The following is a 17,235-nucleotide window of genomic DNA, read 5'->3' as shown; positions in this document are numbered from 1 at the left end:
CACAGGCGAAATTTTTGTCTAAAACATTTCTAAACCCTCTTGTGCCCTTCGGGGAAGTCTGCCAATTTGCCGGGGATTAGGACAGCGATACTGTCCCATCTAGAGCGCTTGCGCTTTTCGTCCTTTGGGATTTTGTTGATGCTTCGCCACACGCGAACGAAACGAGACACCACGAACGCCGCCCGCAAAACGTGGGCGGAACGGGCGAATCTCGGCTGACATCAGCCCGGTGAGCCCGCGAGGAGCGGGCGCCACCTGACAGGACCCGACCCTCACCCTGCGACGAAGCGGCGGGACCGGAGCGATCCGATCACCCGCCGGACCCGACGGCCGCCTGACGACACGCCTGGCGTGTCCTGGGCGGATGCGAGGACCTGGAATGACCCGAGGACCTGGAATGACCGAGATCGCGATGATGACCCTGGACGGCGCAGCCCCCTCGCGGAATGCGGACAAGGCCAATCCGACGGCCTATGGCCGCGATCCGGGCTTCCCGCAAAAACAGGGTCTCTACGATCCGGCGCAGGAGAAGGATTCCTGCGGTGTCGGCTTCATTGCCCACATGAAGAACCTGAAGTCGCACACTATCGTCGAGCAGGGTCTCGCCATCCTTGAGAATATGGACCATCGCGGCGCGGTCGGGGCCGATCCGAAGAGCGGCGACGGCTGCGGCATTCTGGTGCAGATCCCGCACACATTCTTCGCCGCCGAATGCGCCAAGCTCGGCATCTGGCTGCCGGATGCGGGCGAATACGGGGTCGGCCATCTCTTCATGCCGCGCGATCCCGAAGGCGTGGCGCTCGTCGAGGAGATCGTCACCAAGGCGATCGCCGATGAGGGCCTGCAGTTCCTCGGCTGGCGCGACGTGCCGGTCGACCCGAGCGATCTCGGCGACAGCATCAAGGCGAGCGAGCCGCTGCACCGACAGATCTTCGTCGGCAAGGGCAAGGCCACCGACGATGAGGATGCCTTCGAGCGCAAGCTCTTCCTCGCCCGCAAGGTCATTTCCAACGCTGTCTACGATATGAAGGACCAGCGCACGTCGGGTTATTACCCGGTCTGCCTGTCCTCCCGCACCATCGTCTACAAGGGCATGGTGCTGGTCCACCAACTCGGCAGATACTATCTCGATCTGCAGGACCCGCGGTTCGAGAGCGCCCTGGCGCTCGTCCACCAGCGCTTCGCCACCAACACTTTCCCCACCTGGCAGCTCGCCCACCCCTACCGCATGGTCGCCCATAACGGCGAGATCAACACCCTGCGCGGCAACGTAAACTGGATGGCGGCCCGGCAGGCCTCGGTGGATTCGGATCTCTTCGCGAACGACATCTCGAAGATCTGGCCGGTTTCCTACGAGGGCCAGTCCGACACCGCGTGTTTCGACAACGCGCTCGAATTCCTCGTGCGCGGCGGCTACTCGCTGACCCACGCGATGATGATGCTCATCCCGGAAGCGTGGGCCGGCAACCCATCGATGCAGGAGGATCGGCGCGCGTTCTACGAGTACCATGCCGCCTTGATGGAGCCGTGGGACGGCCCGGCCGCCGTGTGCTTTACCGACGGCAAGCAGATCGGCGCGACGCTGGATCGCAACGGCCTGAGGCCGGCGCGCTATCTCGTGACCGATGACGGCCTCGTGGTGCTCGCCTCCGAGATGGGCGTGCTGCCGATTCCCGAGGAGTCGATCGTCGAGAAGTGGCGCCTGCAGCCTGGCAAGATGCTGCTCATCGACCTCGAAGAGGGACGCATCGTCTCGGACGACGAGATCAAGCAGCAATTGTCGAACGCCAATCCCTACAAGGAGTGGCTGGCGCGCACGCAGATCGTGCTGGAAGACCTCAAGCCGGTGCAGGCGCGCGAATCGCGCACCGACGTGTCCCTGCTCGATCGGCAGCAGGCCTTCGGCTACACGCAGGAAGACCTGAAGATCCTCATGCAGCCCATGGCGGTGACCGGCCAGGAGGCTGTCGGATCGATGGGGTCGGACACGCCGATCTCGGCCCTGTCCGACAAGTCGAAGCTGCTCTACACCTATTTCAAGCAGAACTTCGCGCAGGTCACCAACCCGCCGATCGACCCGATACGCGAAGAGCTCGTCATGAGCCTCGTGTCGTTCATCGGACCGCGTCCCAACATCCTCGATCTCGAAGGCACGTCGCGCCGCAAGCGGCTTGAGGTGCGCCAGCCGATCCTGACCAACCAAGACCTGGAAAAGATCCGCTGCATCGGCCATTTCGAGGACCGCTTCGACACCAAGACCCTCGACATCACCTACCCGTCGGAACTGGGTGCTGCGGCGCTCGACGGCGCGCTCGACCGCCTGTGCGACCGCGCCGAGGCGGCCGTGCGCGGCGGCTACAACATCATCATCCTGTCGGACCGCATGGTGGGCCCGGATCGCATTCCGATCCCGGCGCTTCTCGCGACGGCAGCGGTGCACAATTACCTGATCCGCAAGGGCCTGCGCACCTCGGTGGGCCTCGTGGTGGAATCGGGCGAGCCGCGCGAGATCCATCATTTCGCGTGCCTTGCCGGCTACGGCGCCGAGGCCATCAACCCCTATCTGGCGTTCGAGTCCCTGCTCGCCATGAAGGACGAGATGCCGAGCGAGGTCGATGAGGGCGAGATCGTGTCGCGCTACATCAAGGCGATCGACAAGGGTCTGCTCAAGGTGATGTCGAAGATGGGCATCTCCACCTACCAATCCTATTGCGGCGCGCAGATCTTCGATGCCGTCGGCCTGCGCTCGGACTTCGTCAACCGCGACTTCTTCGGCACCGCGACGATGATCGAGGGCATCGGCATGGAAGAGGTCGCCATCGAGAACGTGCAGCGTCACCGCGATGCGTTCGGCGATGCGCCGATCTATCGCCATTCCCTCGATGTGGGCGGCGAATACGCCTATCGCCTGCGCGGCGAGGAGCATGCCTGGAACCCCGATACGGTGGCGACGCTCCAGCACGCCGTGCGCCTCAATGCGCAGGATCATTACCGGGAATTTGCCCGGCTGGTGAACGAGCAGGAGAACCACCTCAAGACCATCCGCGGCATGTTCCGGATCAAGCTGGCGGAGGATTCCGGCCGCGCGCCCCTGTCACTCGAGGCGGTCGAGCCCGCCAAGGACATCGTCAAGCGCTTCGCCACCGGGGCGATGTCGTTCGGTTCGATCTCGCGGGAAGCGCACGAGACGCTGGCGCTGGCGATGAACTCCATCGGCGGCAAATCCAACACCGGCGAGGGTGGCGAGGAGCCCGACCGCTTCCGTCCCTTGAGCGATGGCCGCTCCAAGCGCTCGGCCATCAAGCAGGTGGCGTCCGGCCGCTTCGGCGTGACCACCGAATACCTCGTCAATGCGGACATGATGCAGATCAAGGTCGCGCAAGGGGCAAAGCCTGGCGAGGGCGGCCAGCTGCCGGGCCACAAGGTCGATGCCAAGATCGCCCGCGTGCGCCATTCGACACCGGGCGTCGGCCTCATCTCGCCGCCGCCGCACCACGACATCTATTCCATCGAGGACCTGGCACAGCTCATCTTCGATCTGAAGAACGTCAATCCGGAAGCAGCCGTCTCGGTGAAGCTCGTCTCGGAAGTGGGCGTCGGCACGGTGGCGGCAGGCGTTGCAAAAGCGCGGGCCGATCACATCACGATTTCGGGTTTCGAGGGCGGCACTGGCGCCTCGCCGCTCACGTCCCTGAAACATGCGGGCTCGCCGTGGGAACTCGGCCTCGCGGAGACCCAGCAGACCCTCGTGCTGAACCGCCTGCGCGGACGCGTGGCCATTCAGGCCGATGGCGGCCTGCGCACCGGTCGTGACGTGGTGATTGCAGCCTTGCTCGGGGCGGACGAGTTCGGCTTCTCGACCGCGCCGCTGATCGCTGCCGGCTGCATCATGATGCGCAAATGCCATCTCAACACCTGCCCGGTCGGCGTCGCCACCCAGGACCCGGTGCTGCGCAAGCGCTTCAAGGGCCTGCCGGAGCACATCGTCAACTACTTCTTCTTCGTCGCCGAGGAAGTGCGCGAACTCATGGCATCCATGGGCTTTGCGACGCTCGACGAGATGATCGGACAATCGGACCTGCTCGACAAGAACGAGGCGATCCATCACTGGAAGGCGAAAGGTCTCGACTTCTCGCGCATCTTCCACCGTGCGGAGGCAGCGCCTCACGTGGCGATCCGCCATAGCGAGCATCAGGTTCACCCGATCGCGAATGTGCTCGATCGTCAGTTGATCGCAAAGGCCGCCCACGCGCTGGAAACCGGCGAACCGGTCGTGATCGAGGCGAGCGTGCGCAACGCTGATCGCACCGTCGGCGCGATGCTCTCAGGCGAGGTCGCCAAGCGCTATGGCCATGAGGGGCTGCCGGACGACACCATCACGGTGAACCTCACCGGCACGGCCGGCCAGAGCTTCGGCGCGTGGCTTGCGGCCGGCGTCACGCTATCTCTCGAGGGCGAGGCGAACGACTATGTGGGCAAGGGGCTGTCGGGCGGAAAGCTGATCATCAGCCCGTCCAACCGCTCACAGGCGGTGGCGGAGCATTCCATCGTCGTCGGCAACACGGTCATGTACGGCGCCATTGCGGGCGAGGCCTATTTCCGCGGCATTGCGGGCGAACGCTTCGCTGTGCGCAATTCGGGCGCCATCGCGGTGGTCGAGGGCACGGGCGATCACGGCTGCGAATACATGACCGGCGGTCTCGTGGTCGTGCTCGGCCAGACCGGCCGCAACTTCGCGGCGGGCATGTCGGGCGGCATCGCCTACGTGCTGGATGAGGACGGCGATTTCGCCAAGCGCTGCAACCTCTCCATGGTCGATCTCGAGCCGGTGGAAGAGGAAGAAGAGCTGATGCGCCGCATCCATCATCATGGCGGCGATCTGGAAACCAAGGGCCGCATCGACATTCTGGCCAACATGTCGGGCTCGGACGAGGAGCGGCTCATGCAGCTCATCACCAACCATGCCACCTATACGGGTTCCGACCGCGCCAAGCAGATCCTCGAGGATTGGGCGACCTATCGGACGAAGTTCGTGAAGGTGATGCCGGTCGAGTATCGCAAGGCACTTCAAGAAATGGATCGGCTGCGTCATCAGCAGGCGGCGGAATAAGGGCTAAAGGGGCAGGATCCATGGGCAAGGTCACAGGCTTTCTCGAATACGACCGGCAGGAGCAGAAGTATCAGCTCGCCGGCGAGCGCATTCGTCACTTCCGCGAATTCACCCTGCCGCTCGACGAGAGCGACCTGAAGAAGCAGGCGGCGCGCTGCATGGATTGCGGCATCCCGTTCTGTCACGGGCCGACCGGCTGCCCGGTGCACAACCAGATTCCGGACTGGAACGATCTCGTGTTCCAGAACGACTGGGAGGATGCGGCGCGCAACCTGCACTCGACGAACAACTTTCCCGAATTCACCGGCCGCATCTGCCCTGCCCCGTGTGAGGAAGCCTGCACGCTCAACCTCGAGAACCAGCCCGTCGCCATCAAGACCATCGAGCAGGCCATTGCCGACAAGGCGTGGGACATGGGCTGGATCAAGCCCGAGCCCTCGTCGATCACCACCGGCAAGCGCATCGCGATCATCGGCTCGGGTCCCGCAGGTCTCGCGGCGGCCCAGCAGCTCGGCCGCGCCGGGCACGAGGTGCATGTCTTCGAGCGGGAGGGAAAGCCCGGCGGGTTGCTGCGTTACGGCATTCCCGACTTCAAGATGGAGAAGCATCACATCGACCGTCGCGTGAAGCAGATGGAGGCCGAAGGCGTCGTGTTCCATTGCAATGTCGAGGTGGGGGTCACCAAGACCGTCGCGTCGCTCCACAACGAATTCGACTCGGTCCTCTTTGCGGCCGGTGCAGAAGATCCGCGCGATCCCAAGCTGCCGGGCCAGGATCTCGCAGGCGTGCATTTCGCCATGCCGTTCCTCACGCAATCGAACAAGCGGGTGAATCACGAAACTGTCGCGGAGGTTCCGATCCTCGCGTCTGGCAAGCACGTGGTGGTGATCGGCGGCGGCGACACCGCGTCCGATTGTGTCGGCACCTCGTTTCGCCAGGGCGCGCTGTCTGTCACCCAGCTCGACATTCGCCCGCGTCCGCCTGAGCGCGAGGACAAGCTCACGGTCTGGCCTTACTGGCCGACCAAGATGCGCACCTCCTCGAGCCAGGCCGAAGGCGCCGACCGCGAGTTTCAGGCCGCAACACTCGGCATCGAGGGCAAGAAGGGCCGTGTGACGGGGGTCAAGTGCGCCCGCGTCGACGAGACGCGCCAGCCCATCCCCGGCAGCGAATTCATCCTCAAGGCCGACCTCGTCTTTCTGGCGATCGGCTTTGCCGGCACGTCGCGCACGAAACTCGTCGAGGAATCGGACGTGGCGCTCGATCGTCGCGGCAACGTGATGGCCAACGACGTGGATTACCGGGCGTCGGGCGACAAGATTTTCGTCGCCGGCGACATGCGGCGGGGCCAGTCCCTCGTGGTCTGGGCCATTCGCGAAGGACGCCAGGCGGCCCATGCCATCGACAAGTTCCTGATGGGTGAGACGGACCTGCCGCGCTAGCCTGGGATCATTCCGATGGCGGCCAGCGGAAATCATCCGCCCGTCCCGGCCGCGCCACCGGCGCGATCCCATCACGCAGCGCGCGACGCACCGCATAGGCCTGATCGCCGGACAGCTTGGGCGGACTTGCCACCAGCGAGCCACCAGGCGTCACCACCGCCTGGTTGAGCGGCAGAACAGGTCCGATCAACGGCTTGGTCGGCAGCGAAACCGGCGCCACTTCATCGGGCAACACGGGCAAGGCCGCCTCCAGCGAGCCGGGCTCACCCGGCGCCGCATCGGCGGGCGGCACGGACACGACGGCGGGCGCCGGTTGTCCCGTTTCGATCAGGCGCTTGATATCGGTATCGGCGAAATGCGCAATCTTGCGCGAGCCGGCCTTGGTGAAGAATGCGCCGTCATTGGTTCGCAGTTTGGCGGGTTGCCCGTCCACATCGGGGCCGGTGACGGCATAGCGGTTCTCATCGTCGGCAAATCCCGCCCAGACATCCACATAAGTCCCGCCGTTGCGCTCGACGCTTTCCCGGTAGATCTCGTTGAGGCTGAGATAATCCTCGGACACTTTTGGATTTTTGGCCGGCGGCAGGCCGATCCAGACGACCGGGAGGTTGCGCTCGCGAAACGCGCGCATGACCGCATCCACACGGCCCCGATAGGCGATGCGCCAGGGGTCCGAGAAGGCCTCGAGGCTGTCATTGTCGCGCTTCAAAGTCTGGCGGTCCTGCGTGCCGAGCATGACAACCGCGACGTTTGTCTTTTTGGAAGAGCCCAGCGCGCTGTCGATCGCCTTGCCCCACTCGCCACTGTCCATGGCAACGAGGCCTGCATCCTCCTTCGCGCGGCGAATGACCGCCACGTCCTCGGTTTCGGCGAAGAGATCGGCCAGACCTTGGCCGGCAAATTCCGCCATCGCGTCGCCGAAGACAAGCACCTGCGTGGTCGGATCGGCCTTCGGCTTTTCCTGCCGGACGATGGTCGCGCGCTGAGGCGGCGGGCGGCGCGGGCGAACCACCGGACGAGCCGGCACCAGCGCCTGCGGCTGGTCCTGAACGCCGAACAGCCGCCGGAGACTGAACCCCGGCTGCGGAGCCGGCTGGACGAGCATTCCCGGATAGTAGCCGGGCGGATAGCCGCGTGTGCTGCGTCGCTGCGGCTGCTGCTGCGGATAGGGCGGCGGCGGCGCGTAGCCGTATTGTGCCTGCGCCACGGGGGCGCCGCTCAGGAGAAGCGGGCACACCAGAAGCCCTATCCGCAAGATCGACATCAACCGCATCGGCGCCTGTTCCTTCCGCGGGTGTTATACGACCGAAACGGGCCTCCGTCAGCGGGCTGCGCGCAATTCCCGCAGGGCCGCCACATCCGCGTAGCCATCGGGAATCAAACCCCGCCGCATCTGGAAGTTCCGCAAAGCATCGCGGGTCTTGGACCCCAGTTTGCCGTCGGCGTCGCCGCTATAGAGGCCGAGGACCGCGAGGCGCTTCTGAAGCTCCTCGCGCTGCTCCTTGCTGAGAGCAGGCTCGTCGCGCGGCCAGGCGCCAGCGATCGCCGGGCCACCGGACAGGCGATCGCCCAGATGGGCGACGCCCATGGCATAAGCGTCAGACGCGTTGTAGCTTTTGATGGCGTCGTAATTGTCCGTGACCAGGAACGCGGGGCCACGCGCCCCGCCGGGCAGGAAGAGCGAGGCGTCGCCTGCGCGCGGAATCGCCTTGCCGTCGATACGCCTGACGCCCATTGCGGCCCATGCGGAGAGCCCCTGGCGCACATGCCGGTAGTCGAAGCCCTGCGGCAGCTTGACCTCGAAGCCCCACGGCAGCCCGGGCTTCCAGCCATTCTTGCGGAGATAATTCGCGGTCGAGGCGAGCGCGTCCGGAACCGAGCCCCAGATGTCGCGAACACCATCCCGGTTGCCGTCGACGGCGAATTTCATGAAGCTCGACGGCATGAACTGGGTCTGGCCCATGGCACCGGCCCAGGACCCCAGCATCTTGTTGCGGTCGATGTGATCGTCCTGAAGGATCTGCAGGGCGGTCAGCAACTCGTCCTTGAAGAACTCGCCCCGGTAACCCGTAAACGCCAGGGTCGAGAGCGCCCTCACCACATAGATCGACCCGGTGAAGCTGCCGAAATTGGTCTCCATGCCCCAGACGCCGAGGACGACTTCCTTGGGCACCCCATAGGTGCGCTCGACGGCGGCCAGGGTCTGCGACCATTCGCTGGCCATCTTGCGGCCGCGCTCGAGCCGGTCGGCCGAGATGGCGCCGTTGATATAGTCCCAGATCGGCCGGACGAATTCGGACTGCTTGCGCGTGAGCGCGATGATCCTGGCGTCCGGCGTCACGCCCCGGAAGGCGTCGTCGAAGGTGGCCCGCGACACGCCCCGGGCTTTCGCGGCCGGCCACAGGCCCTGGACGAATTGCTGGAAATCCGCATCCTGCGCCCGCGCGGACGGAACGGCGGCGCCGGCTGACAGGCTCAGGGCGAGAAAGGCGATCCCGCAGAACCGGCAGGCCCATCGAATCAGCTGGCTCATGAATGTCGTTCCCCTCGCGGCAGGCTTCTGTGTCCCGCCATAGCGACATCAGGGAGGTTAACATCTGTTGAAAGCGCCGGCCTATGCGACCTTCCGCTCTTCCAGAATCCGCTCCCATGCCAAGGCCTGCGACACCATGCCGGCGAGATCGTCGTGGTCTGGCGTCCAGCCGAGGGTCCGAAGCCGGTCGACCCTGGCGACGAGACGGGCCGGGTCGCCCCCACGCCGCTCGCGAATCCGAACAGGGAAATCGACGCCCGATACCTGCTTGACGACCGCAATGACCTCGCGGACGGAGGTGCCGTGGCCGTAGCCGCAATTGATCGTCAGATTGTCCCCACCGCCCCGCAGGTGGTCGAGCGCAACGCGATGGGCGCGCGCCACATCCGTCACCTGGACATAGTCGCGGATGCAGGTGCCATCCGGCGTTTCGTAATCGGTGCCGTAGAGGTCGAGGCCCGGCCGCAGGCCCAGAACCGCCTGGACCGCCGCCTTGATGAGATGGGTCGCCTGCGGGGACGACTGGCCGGCGCGTCCCAGCGGGTCCGCCCCCGCCACGTTGAAGTAGCGCAGGATGGCGATGTGCAGCCCGTGGGCGCGGCTGACGTCCTCCAGCATCCACTCGGTCGCGACTTTCGAACGCCCGTAAGGATTGATCGGAAATACCGGCAGATCCTCCGCCAGGAGGTCCCCGTCCCCATGGCCGTAGACCGCGGCGGTGGACGAGAACACGAGGTTTTCGACGCCGGCTGCCAGTGCCGCGGCCACGAGCGTTCGGGTCTTGGCCGTGTTGGTGAGATAATAGGCCAGTGGGTCGACAAGCGATTCCGGCACCACCGCCTTGGCGGCACAGTGGATGATGCCGTCGATCCCATGCCGGGCGAACAGGCTGTCGAGCAGGGCCGCATCCCCCACATCGCCGCGCACGAAGGTCACCGCCCCGGACGGAAAGGTCTGGGGATAGCCGGTCGACAGATCGTCGAGCACCACGACGCTTTCGCCGGAATCGGTGAGTTCCAGAACGATGTGGCTGCCGATATAGCCGGCGCCGCCGGTGACCAGGACGGGCATCGTGCGTCTCCTCGGTTTTGGGAACGCTGTACCAGACCCGCCGGCCCAAGGCTTCAGGCAAGATTAAGCTTCGGCCCGCCAAAGTTGGCCGTCACGCCCTCAAAACTGTAGGGTGTGGGATCTTTCCGACTGTCAGAAACTTGACAGCCTGCCCCTGCCATCCTTCCGTGTCCTTCCGTCAATCTCTTCCAGCATGGCCCGATCAATGAAGCGTATCCGCAAAGCCGTCCTCCCCGTCGCCGGTCTCGGCACACGATTCCTGCCGGCCACGAAGGCCGTGCCGAAGGAAATGATGTGCGTGGTGGACCGGCCCGTCGTGCAGCATGTGGTGGACGAGGCGCGGGCTGCCGGGATCGAGCAGTTCATCTTCGTCACCGGCCGCAACAAGGCGGTGATCGAAGACCATTTCGATGTCGCCTACGAGTTGAACCGGACCCTGGCCGAGCGCGGCAAGACCAAGGAACTCGAGGCCTTGGCCAAGGATCAGCCGAGAGCCGGCGAAACGAGCTTTACCCGCCAGCAGGAACCCCTGGGCCTCGGCCACGCGGTGTGGTGCGCCCGCGAACTCGTCGGCGACGAGCCGTTCGCCGTGATCCTGCCCGACATGCTGAGCCGGGGCTCCATGGAGCAGATGATCGCGGCCTATGACAACCACGGCGGCAACATCATCGCCGTCGAGGAAGTGCCGGCCGACCAGACCCACCAATACGGCATCGTGTCGGTCGGGAAGGAATTCGGCCAGACGTTCGAAATCACCGGCATGGTCGAAAAGCCGCCGCAGGGCACCGCTCCGTCGAACTACATCATTTCCGGTCGCTACATCCTGCAGCCGCAGGTTTTCGACCTGCTGTCGAACCAGGCCCGTGGCGCCGGCAATGAGATCCAGCTCACCGATTCGATGATCCGCCTGATGAAGGACCAGCCGTTCTTCGGCATGAAATATGACGGTCGCACCTACGACACCGGCTCGAAGATCGGCTTCCTGATGGCGAATGTCGCCTACGCACTGGAGCGCGAGGATCTCGGCCCGGCTTTCCGGAAGGAACTCGAGGCTTTCCTGAAGCAGGCCTAGCCTGTCCTGCCAAGAGGGTTCCGCCGACCGGCCGGTCCGTGGTACAGGGGCCGCCATGGCACAATCAGAACCCCTTCCGTCGTCCTCCGACCAGGCCGTGGCTTCGGCATTGCGCACGCTTGCCACCGAGCGGGACGGGCTGAGCGCTCTGATGGACGCCATCGGCGACGGGCTGGGACCGCATTTTACCGCGGCGGTCGGGATCATCGCCGGGGCGTCCGGCCGGGTGATCGTCAGCGGCATGGGAAAGTCCGGGCATGTGGCGCGCAAGATCGCCGCAACCCTCGCGTCCACCGGGACGCCGGCGCACTATGTCCACCCCGCTGAGGCCAGTCACGGCGATCTCGGCATGATCCAGCCGCAGGATGTGATCATCGCCCTCTCGTGGTCTGGCGAGACGAGCGAACTTGCCGATCTCATCGGCTATTCCAAGCGGTTTCGGGTGCCGTTGATCGCCATGACGTCGAAGGCCTCCTCAACGCTCGGTCACGCGGCCACCGTCTGCCTCGCCCTCCCCCGTGCCGAGGAGGCCTGCCCCAATGGGCTGGCGCCCACCACCTCCACGACCATGCAGCTCGCGCTTGGCGACGCGCTGGCCGTGGCGCTGCTGGAGATGCGCGGCTTCACCGCCGAGCATTTCCGCGTCTTCCACCCGGGCGGCAAGCTCGGCGCCCGCCTGAAGCTCGTGCGCGACGTCATGCACCGGGGCGACCGCCTCCCGGTTGTGGCCATCGAGGCGCTGATGAGCGACGCCATCGAGGAAATCGGCCGCAAGGGTTTTGGATCGGTGATCGTGGTCCATGGCGACGGGACACTCGCCGGAATCGTCACCGACGGCGACCTGCGCCGCAACCTGCGGCCCGATCTCGGCACCCTGCAGGTCGAGGCGATCATGACCCGGACCCCGCGCACCATCGCGCCGGACGACCTGTTGGCGTCCGCGCTCGAAATTCAGGAAACCTCGAAGATCACAGCCCTGATCGTGGTCGAGAACGACAGGCCCGTCGGCCTCGTCCACTATCTCGACCTGCTGCGCGTCGGCGCCGCCTAGAGGCCGGCCCTCAGACGTCGTCCACCACCAGCGTCGTCCCCTCGACTCGCACCACGCGGACCCGCTGCCCGGCCGACCGGTCGCGACCGGTGACGCGCCAGGAGCTGTCATCGACCCTGATCCGTCCGGATCCTCCCTCGATCGGCGTCTCCAGGACAAATTCGCGGCCGACCAGCCCCTCGCCGCGCCGGTTGAGGGTGGCGGCCTGCGTGTCGTGCGGAGCGCTCGCGCGCATCAGCCACCGACCGAGGATGACCGCCAGTAAGGCCAAAACCGCGAAGGTCAGGGCCGCGATCTGCCACGACAGGCCGATGGCCGCCGCCAGCAGGCCGGTGGCGATGGCGGCGAGGCCCAGCCAGATGAAGAACACCCCGGGGGCCATGACCTCGACGCCGATCAGGACGATTCCCAGGATCACCCACGCCCAGGGTCCGAGGCTGACAACCGCCGCGGCGATCATGGACGGCCCTTGTCGCCCGCAATCGGCGGCACCGTGCGGGCGGGGCGAGAGCTGGCGCCGCCCTCGCCGAACACGGCCTTGGTCAATTCGGCAATGCCGCCCAGAGAACCGGCGAGGCTCGCCGCCTCGATCGGCACGATGATGACCTTCTGATTGGGCGCGGTCGCCATGGCCCGCAGGGCATCGATGTATTTTTCCGCCACGAGGAAGTTCGCGGCCGACAGGTCGCCGCTGGTGATGGCCTCGCTCACCAAAGCGGTCGCCCGCGCCTCCGCCTCGGCCTGCCGCTCGCGCGCCTCCGCATCCCGGAACGCGGCTTCCTTGCGGCCTTCCGCCGAGAGGATCTGCGATTGCTTGTCACCCTCGGCGCGCAGAATCGCGGCCTGCCGCAAGCCTTCCGCCTCGAGCACGGCGGCACGTTTCTCCCGCTCGGCCTTCATCTGGCGCGCCATGGCGCCCGCGAGGTCCGCCGGCGGCAGGATGTCCTTGATCTCGACGCGCGTGACCTTGGCGCCCCACGGGGAGGCTGCCGCGTCGAGAACCCGCAGCAGCCGCTCGTTGATCTCGTCGCGATGGGACAGCAGCTGGTCGAGATCCATGGACCCGACAACGGTGCGGATGTTGGTCATGGTGAGCACCAGGAGCGCCTGGTTGAGATCGGAGACCTCGTAGGAGGCGCGCGACGCGTCGAGGATCTGGTAGAACGCCGCCGCATCGATGGTGACGCCGGCATTGTCCTTGGTGAACGCCTCCTGGCTCGGCACGTCGAGCACCTGCTCCATCACGTTGACGCGCTTGCCGATCTTTTCCACGTAAGGAACGATGAGCCCGAGTCCGGGGCCGAGCGTGCGGGAATAGCGCCCGAAACGCTCCACCGTATAGGCAAAGCCCTGTGGCACGGTTCTGACGCCCATGGCGATGGTGAGAATGATCACCACCACGAACGCGATCACGAAAATATCGAAACCCATCAACGTCGGCATGCGGCCTCCTGGTCGCCGGAGGTTCCGACACTAGAGCAACGCGGGACGGCCGGAAACGTCCCCTAGATCCAGCCCTGCAATTCGCGCTCGGCGATGTGCCGGATCACACGCATGCCCTCCTCGCTGTCGTTGAGGCAGGGCAGGTAGGCGAATTGCTCGCCGCCGTGATGCATGAAGATCTCGCGGTTCTCCACGTCGAGTTCTTCCAGCGTTTCAAGGCAATCGGCCGAGAAGCCGGGCGCCACGATGGCCATGCGCTTGATGCCGCTTTCGGCAAGCGCCTCGACGGTCTTGTCGGTGTAGGGCTGCAGCCACTCGTCACCGCCGAACCGGGACTGGAAGCTCATCCGGAATTTGTCCGGCGGCAGGCCGAAGGCCTCGCGCATCAGGCGCCAGGTCTTGACGCACTGGCAATGATAGGGGTCGCCCTTGAGCAGATACTCCTTCGGCACCCCGTGGAACGACACCAGAACGACCTCCGGCTCGAAGGGCAACTTGGCAAGGTCACGCTTCATGGAGGTCACCAGCGCGTCGATATAGACCGGATCGTCGTGATAGGGCGGCGACACGCGGATGGCCGGCTGCCAGCGCATATCCATCAGGGCGCGGAACGCCTGATCGCACACAGTCGCAGAGGTGGCGGCGGCATATTGCGGATAGAGCGGCACCAGCAGGATACGGTCGCAGCCCTGTTCGAGCAGGGCATGGATGCGTTCGCGCATTTCTGGCTTGCCGTAGCGCATCGCCCAATCCACCGTGACCTTGTCGCCTGCCACCGCCTTGAGGTGGACAGCCAGATCCTCGGCCTGCGCCCGGGTGATGGTCTTGAGGGGTCCCTCATCGCGCTCGTTGTTCCAGATCGACGCATAGTCGCGCCCCTTGGGACCCGGCCGCTTGGTCAGGATGATGAGGTTGAGGATCGGCCACCACAGCAGGCGGGAGGTTTCGATCACCCGCTTGTCGGACAGAAACTCCTTCAGATAGCGCCGCATCGACCAGTAATCGGTGCCCTCCGGCGTCCCGAGATTGACCAGCAGCACACCGACCCGGCCCATTTTGACGGTCGGGTGATCCACCGGACAGAAGCCCTGGCGCATCTCGCTCAGCTTGACGATCTCGTTCATCCCGGTGGCCCCTCGGCGCGCTCGCGGTCAAAAGCCGCGCTTGATGCGCGACTAGATAGGGGATCGCGGGCGCGGAGCAAAGGGATGCCGTGTCGCGGCGCGCTGGTGCGCCGCTTTCAGGCGACCGGGTTCAGGAAAGCGCCCTGCTTCAGCACCATGTCGAGGGACACGCGCAGCCCTTCCGGATCGAAATCCATGTCGACGGCGGCGCTGAGTTGAGTCGTCAGCACCCGGTGGAGCAGCCTCGACCCGAAACCCTGCCGGGTGGGGGGCGAAACGACCGGGCCGTTTCGCTCGGTCCAGATGAGGTTCAGGCGGATGCCGTCACCCTCGGGCTCCGAACTCCACGAGACGGCGACCCGGCCGCCCTCGACGGACAGCGCCCCGTATTTCGTGGCGTTGGTTGTGAGCTCGTGGATCGCCATGCCGATGGGGACGGCGGCCTCGGACGGCAGTTCCACGAGGGGCCCGTCGATCCGGATTCGCTCGCCTGCGGGATCGTAATAGGGTGTGAGTTCCTTCTCGAGAATCTCGCGCAGGGATGCGGTCTGCCAGACAGCCTCGGTCAGGAGCGAGTGGGTATTGGCCAGCGAGATGATGCGCGCCACAAAGGCCTGGTAGAAATCGTCGATGTTCGTGGTCGACCGCGCGGTTGCGCCCACGACGGCCTGGACGGTTGCCAGGGTGTTCTTGACCCGATGGTGAAGCTCGCGGATCAGGAGCGATTGCTGCGCCTGCGACTGCTTGCGTTCTTCGATCTCATATTGGGCCGCCTGATAGAGTCGGCCATTCTCAATCGCGATCGCGGCCTGCGCAGCCAGCCCCTGCATCAACCGCTCGCTGCGCTCGGTGAAAACCTGGGTGTTGCGATGGGCAAACATGAGGACGCCGTTGATGTCGCCCGTTCGCGAGACCACCGGCACCGCCATGGCGCTGCGCATGACGATCGGACCGCTGGAGATGGCGCGGAAGAGGGATTCGCGATCGTCTCCGCCATCCGCCATGATGTCGTCGGCTCGCACGATTTTGCCCAACGCCAATGTGGGGGACAGGGCCTGCGCATCCTGCAGCGTCGGGGCATTCGCGAAGACCTGCTCGCCCGCGCCCGCGACAGCGCAGAGCTTGAAGGCGCCCTCGCGCCCGGACACTCCGCCTGCGGGATAGCGATCGTAGAACGCACCCGCCTCCGCGTCTGTCAGCTCGACGCCGGCGTCGATGACGTTGTGCATGATGTGGTCGATCTCGAGTTCGCTGGCGAGCGTCGTGCCGGTGCGGTTGAGAACCTCCAGGGCGGCCGTCTCGGCCTGCAACTCGCCGGTGCGCAGCGCGACCTCCTCGGACAGGAGCGCCGCATCGGCAGCCTGTTCCCGAAACTGTCGCCCGGCGAGCGCTGTCAAGGCGGCCAGCGCCAGGAACGCGATCAGCGCGAACGCGCCGTACAGACGCGTCTGGGTGATCCAGGCGGTCCAGTAGGTATCCTGCGGGACGCTGATGCCGACATAGAGCGGCATGTCGCCCACCTGGTGATAGGCGGCCAGTCGCGGATCGTCGGCGGCATCGTAGGCGAACGATCCAACCCGTCCGTTGGTGGCCACGGCCGCGCGAAAAGCTGCCCCGTCGCTCGCGACTAAGCTCACGCCGTCCGTTGGCGACGGATACTGCGCGATGATCTTGCCGTCGCTTGCTCGCATCAGGGCGATGCGGCTTCGCTTCGGCAGGCGCAGGTTGCCCCAGTAATCATTGAAGTACGAGAGGGCCATGGTGACCGAGACGATTCCACGGAACTGGCCGGTCGGCGATTCGAGGCGGCGGCTCACGAGAAAAGTGGGCGCGCTGGTGATCCGGCCAATGATCGGCTCGCCCACATAGAGGCCCTTGTCGGACGCCGCCTGCTCGCGAAAAGCATCGCGGTCAGCAACGCTCGAGTCCGGCGTCGGAAACAACGCGGAGGTCAGGCGCAGCTTGCCGGTGGAATCGTTGAGCCAGATGTCGTCGACATAGGGAAGCGCCGACTTGATGGCATTGAGCTGCTCCCAATACGCCCGCGACGGCTCGATGGCCGCCCAACTCTGGCCCTCGATGAAGGCCGTCGCCTGACGAAGTGTCAGGTCTGTCACCTCGAACAACCGCGCTGCGTGATCGGCCATGAAATAGGCGTTGCTGACGATTTCCTCGTCATTGCGCTGCATCAGGCGACTGCGCTGTTCCAGGGCGATGTAGCCGAAGGTCGCGACGATGAAGGTGACGCCGAACAGGCCCATCGCGAATGCGATCCGGCCGCGCGTCATGGCGCGACGTCGCGCCTCACGGAAGAAGCCGGATTTTTTCGGCGACGAAGAGTCCTTCAAAGATCGAATCGCTTTGGTTTCACAGAAGACGGGAATGCGCC

The 17,235-nt window shown here is 65.3% G+C and carries 11 protein-coding genes; 4 read left to right on the top strand and 7 right to left on the bottom strand.

The genetic code is table 11. The annotated features are described in order from the left end of the window. Window positions 1-412: 412 nt before the first annotated feature. Window positions 413-5,110 carry a glutamate synthase large subunit gene (gene gltB / locus J4G32_RS17145; RefSeq protein ID WP_425515531.1) on the top strand — a complete coding sequence of 1,566 codons (4,698 nt, stop codon included), beginning with the start codon at window positions 413-415 and terminating at the stop codon, window positions 5,108-5,110. Window positions 5,111-5,130: 20 nt separating this feature from the next. After that, entirely contained in the window at window positions 5,131-6,552 is a 1,422-nt protein-coding gene (locus J4G32_RS17140) for a glutamate synthase subunit beta (RefSeq protein WP_210496736.1), read from the top strand. A 7-nt stretch (window positions 6,553-6,559) separates the two neighbouring features. Here the strand turns inward: J4G32_RS17140 and J4G32_RS17135 are convergent, their stop codons facing one another. From J4G32_RS17135 to galE, 3 genes are all read right to left on the bottom strand, one after another. Beyond that, entirely contained in the window at window positions 6,560-7,825 is a 1,266-nt protein-coding gene (locus tag J4G32_RS17135) for an SGNH/GDSL hydrolase family protein (RefSeq protein WP_210496735.1), read from the bottom strand. Between the two features lie 48 nt (window positions 7,826-7,873). Then, window positions 7,874-9,085 (bottom strand): lytic murein transglycosylase, encoded by a 1,212-nt coding sequence (locus tag J4G32_RS17130; protein ID WP_210496734.1) that lies wholly within the window; start codon window positions 9,083-9,085, stop codon window positions 7,874-7,876. An 81-nt stretch (window positions 9,086-9,166) separates the two neighbouring features. After that, window positions 9,167-10,156, bottom strand: coding sequence for a UDP-glucose 4-epimerase GalE (gene galE / locus J4G32_RS17125; RefSeq protein WP_210496733.1), 990 nt, complete (start codon window positions 10,154-10,156; stop codon window positions 9,167-9,169). 205 nt (window positions 10,157-10,361) lie between these two features. Here galE and J4G32_RS17120 point away from each other — a divergent pair, with 205 nt between their 5' ends. Together J4G32_RS17120 and J4G32_RS17115 are read left to right on the top strand one after the other, a co-directional pair. Beyond that, the gene (locus tag J4G32_RS17120) at window positions 10,362-11,228 is read left to right on the top strand and encodes a UTP--glucose-1-phosphate uridylyltransferase (RefSeq protein WP_210496732.1); all 867 of its coding nucleotides are present in this window, start codon (window positions 10,362-10,364) and stop codon (window positions 11,226-11,228) included. Between the two features lie 55 nt (window positions 11,229-11,283). Next, window positions 11,284-12,279, top strand: a complete 996-nt coding sequence (locus tag J4G32_RS17115) for a KpsF/GutQ family sugar-phosphate isomerase (RefSeq protein WP_210496731.1) — start codon at window positions 11,284-11,286, stop codon at window positions 12,277-12,279. A gap of 10 nt (window positions 12,280-12,289) precedes the next feature. On the opposite strand, the gene J4G32_RS17110 is transcribed toward J4G32_RS17115, so the two are convergent. The 4 genes from J4G32_RS17110 to J4G32_RS17095 all read right to left on the bottom strand — a co-directional run bounded on the left by J4G32_RS17110 (window position 12,290) and on the right by J4G32_RS17095 (window position 17,194). After that, window positions 12,290-12,739: an NfeD family protein gene (locus J4G32_RS17110; protein ID WP_210496730.1), complete on the bottom strand. Its 450-nt coding sequence runs from the start codon at window positions 12,737-12,739 to the stop codon at window positions 12,290-12,292. Further along, on the bottom strand, window positions 12,736-13,722 hold the full coding sequence (locus J4G32_RS17105; RefSeq protein ID WP_210496729.1) for an SPFH domain-containing protein: 987 nt from the start codon (window positions 13,720-13,722) through the stop codon (window positions 12,736-12,738). Before J4G32_RS17105 ends, J4G32_RS17110 begins: the two co-directional genes overlap by 4 nt. A gap of 62 nt (window positions 13,723-13,784) precedes the next feature. After that, complete coding sequence (gene hemH / locus J4G32_RS17100) at window positions 13,785-14,846, bottom strand: ferrochelatase (RefSeq protein WP_210496728.1); 1,062 nt, start codon at window positions 14,844-14,846, stop codon at window positions 13,785-13,787. Window positions 14,847-14,962: 116 nt separating this feature from the next. Next, window positions 14,963-17,194 (bottom strand): HWE histidine kinase domain-containing protein, encoded by a 2,232-nt coding sequence (locus tag J4G32_RS17095; protein ID WP_210496727.1) that lies wholly within the window; start codon window positions 17,192-17,194, stop codon window positions 14,963-14,965. Window positions 17,195-17,235: the final 41 nt, after the last annotated feature.

It is taken from the genome of Microvirga antarctica (genome assembly GCF_017921815.1).
Taxonomy (GTDB): domain Bacteria; phylum Pseudomonadota; class Alphaproteobacteria; order Rhizobiales; family Beijerinckiaceae; genus Microvirga; species Microvirga antarctica.
The sequence above is the reverse complement of the archived record's forward strand: the minus strand, read 5'-3'. Positions and strand labels throughout refer to the sequence as shown.